This window comes from Rhizorhapis suberifaciens (genome assembly GCF_014200045.1).
Lineage (GTDB): Bacteria > Pseudomonadota > Alphaproteobacteria > Sphingomonadales > Sphingomonadaceae > Rhizorhapis > Rhizorhapis suberifaciens.
Genome location: NZ_JACHOV010000029.1, coordinates 1 through 2,539 on the forward strand (window position 1 = coordinate 1; position 2,539 = coordinate 2,539).

The 2,539-nt window shown below is 57.7% G+C and carries 4 protein-coding genes; 2 read left to right on the top strand and 2 right to left on the bottom strand.

The window, feature by feature from the left end:
• Positions 1 to 75 precede the first annotated feature (75 nt).
• Both HNQ99_RS16335 and HNQ99_RS16340 read left to right on the top strand, forming a co-directional pair.
• Entirely contained in the window at positions 76 to 705 is a 630-nt protein-coding gene (locus HNQ99_RS16335) for a PaaI family thioesterase (protein WP_184477624.1), read from the top strand.
• A gap of 219 nt (positions 706 to 924) precedes the next feature.
• A complete protein-coding gene (locus tag HNQ99_RS16340) occupies positions 925 to 1,659 on the top strand; it encodes an NADPH-dependent F420 reductase (RefSeq protein ID WP_184477626.1) in 735 nt (244 codons plus the stop codon).
• Positions 1,660 to 1,798: 139 nt separating this feature from the next.
• Here HNQ99_RS16340 and HNQ99_RS16345 read toward each other — a convergent pair whose 3' ends face one another.
• Both HNQ99_RS16345 and HNQ99_RS16350 read right to left on the bottom strand, forming a co-directional pair.
• Entirely contained in the window at positions 1,799 to 2,179 is a 381-nt protein-coding gene (locus HNQ99_RS16345) for an EthD domain-containing protein (protein WP_184477628.1), read from the bottom strand.
• A 42-nt stretch (positions 2,180 to 2,221) separates the two neighbouring features.
• The coding region (locus HNQ99_RS16350) for an SDR family NAD(P)-dependent oxidoreductase (RefSeq protein ID WP_184477630.1) at positions 2,222 to 2,539 on the bottom strand (318 nt) is incomplete at its 5' end.

Genomic DNA, 2,539 nt, shown 5'->3' on the forward strand with positions numbered 1-2,539 from the left:
TTAAGGTGATGGCGTCTCAACAACCGCAGGCCCAAGGGAATTCTAAGCGATGCCTAACAATTTAGAGATTAGACAATGAGCGCCAGCATCGATACTGCGGAAATCCGACAGCGCGCCGCAGAAAACGGACTGACGGCGCGGCTAAACCTGGCGGAGTCACTGCGGACCTTGTTAGAGGATTTTGCCTGTTCCCAGGCCAACGATTCAGTGATCGAGGAAGCTGCGGCAGCGATTCAGCGCGCTTGCGGGTTACTTTCCAGGGAGCCGAAGCGACCCGGTCATGTCCGCTTCATCGAAGGCGCGCTCACCGGCCTGGGTGAGTTGAGCGAGCTTGGCCCTTTCACCGGAAGGCTTCATCCAGTCGCCCCGCCCTTTCGCCTCATCTTGAACGGAGAGCGGGCCGAGGGCTTCGCAACCTATGGCAGCCCGCATCAAGGCGCGCCCGGTTTCGTTCAAGGCGGGTTTATCGCCGCCACCTTCGATGAACTGCTGGGCGTCGTCCAGGCAGGCGTGGTCCGGATGACGGTCGATCTCCAGATCAGCTATCGCGCCCCTGCCCCGCTCTACCGCGAGCTTCGCTACACAAGCTGGCTTGAGAAAGTCGATGGCCGCAAGGCCTATGTAAACGGCACGCTGCACGACGGCGATCGCCTGTGCGCAGAGGCACGCGCCCTGTTCGTGCAACCCCGCCAAAGTCCGTTCTGATAAATATGGCCAACGCATAATCCGGCGAGGCGACTGCTCGCTGACCGGGAACATAGGAGGAAAGCTCTGATGGCGACCCATATCGCCTGCTGCGGAACTGCGCCGCGATGTGCGGATTTGAGGTAAGGAAGGGGAATAGGCGCATCACCGACATGCGGGGGACCGGAACCCATTGCCTTGATCAATGCACAACCAACGAATTCTATAAAAGGAGCTTGTATGAAAATCGGAATTATTGGCACGGGTGCCATCGGAAGCACGCTTATCCGCAAGTTGGCCGCCAGCGGGCATGGCCTGAAGATAGCGAACGCCGACGGGCCCGAGACCCTGCGTGATTTGGCAGAGGAGACAGGCGCCAAGGCAGTGACCACCGAAGATGCGGTCAAGGATGTCGACGTGGTCGTCCTGTCGATTCCCACCATCGGCTACTTCGATTTGAAAACTCTGTTCAACGACGTTCCGTCCGACGTTATCGTAGTCGACACCTCGAACTATTATCCGTTCCGCGACAATTCCATCCCCGAGTTGGAGCAGGGCAAGCCGGAAAGCCTATGGGTCAGCGAACAGATCGGCCGACCGGTGATAAAGACGTGGAACGCTGGCCTGGCGTATACGCTGGCAGAACGCGGCAAGCCTGCGGGTGCGCCCGGCCGATTGGCTTTACCGGTTGCCGGCGACGATGCGAAGGCAAAGGCAACGGTCATGGAACTGGTAAGCGCCACGGGTTTCGACCCGCTGGATTCTGGTTCGCTGGCGGATTCCTGGCGGCAGCAGCCGGGCACTCCGGCCTATTGCACCGAACTTACGCTGGACGAACTGAAGGTTGCCTTGGCGGCGGCCAACAAGGAGCGCGCACCGCACAATCGTGAAACTCTGATCAAGGAGTTCATGGCGCGCTACGAAGAGCTATCGCATGACGACACCATCGCCATGAACCGGGCCGGCACGGCTTAACCCGGTATCGTGCCTTAAGGCTGCAAGGCCGATTGGCGGACACCTGTTGAAAACGGAGGACCGCGGCGGAGCACTTGTTATGTGCCCGTCGCGGTCTGACCCGGAGATTGACGGCAAGGCGCGATATTTTAGCGCGACATTATCCGAAGTGGGTTTCGTGCTCTTCGAGTATGAAGACAGCCCGCCGCTCTCGATCAAGGAACCGCCTTTCGTCGGCGATGATCATATCGGCAACCGCTTCAGACGAAGCGAATTCGACCAGCCGGTCAAAATCTTCGCGTGAATGAAACCACATTTCCATTGCGACATCATATTCGGGCTCAGTTTCGCGAGAATTTTCTCCCTCCGACATGGGATCACCCATTGGGTGAAGATATTTCCTCATATATTTGACAGGTCTGAAATTGTTTTCCTTGAACAGCTTGGCCCCAAGAACGGAATGCGTGCTCTCATAATAATCGATGAGATCCTGCATTGATGTTCCCGCCTTGCGCTTCATGAGCCACATCACTTTGAACATCATTCGTTCCTTATGTTGTCGGGCGGCGGGATCAGAGTCAGGCTAGAGTTGGAGGCCTCCATCGACTGCAAGCGACTGACCGGTTATGTACTTCGCCTTTTCTGACAGCAAAAAGAGAACGGCCTCGGCAATGTCCTCTCCCGTTCCGAACTTCTTCATCGGCAGCATCTTGCGCAAGCCGTCGACCCAGTCCTCGATCCCCGGCTTTGCGATCAATTCATGGCCCAGTCCGGCATCAATAAAACCCGGAGCGACGCAGTTCGACCGAATGCCAAAGCGGCCCTCTTCCAGGGCAACACCGCGAAACAGCATTTCGATTGCGGCCTTGGGCGCTGCCGAGCAGATGTCGCGCAACGGGAC

Excerpts from the sequence above, each read along its gene's own strand:
- HNQ99_RS16335 (WP_184477624.1), top strand. The coding sequence starts at position 76 with ATGAGCGCCAGCATCGATACTGCGGAAATCCGACAGCGCGCCGCAGAA.
- HNQ99_RS16345 (WP_184477628.1), bottom strand. The coding sequence starts at position 2,179 with ATGTTCAAAGTGATGTGGCTCATGAAGCGCAAGGCGGGAACATCAATG.
- HNQ99_RS16340 (WP_184477626.1), top strand. The coding sequence starts at position 925 with ATGAAAATCGGAATTATTGGCACGGGTGCCATCGGAAGCACGCTTATC.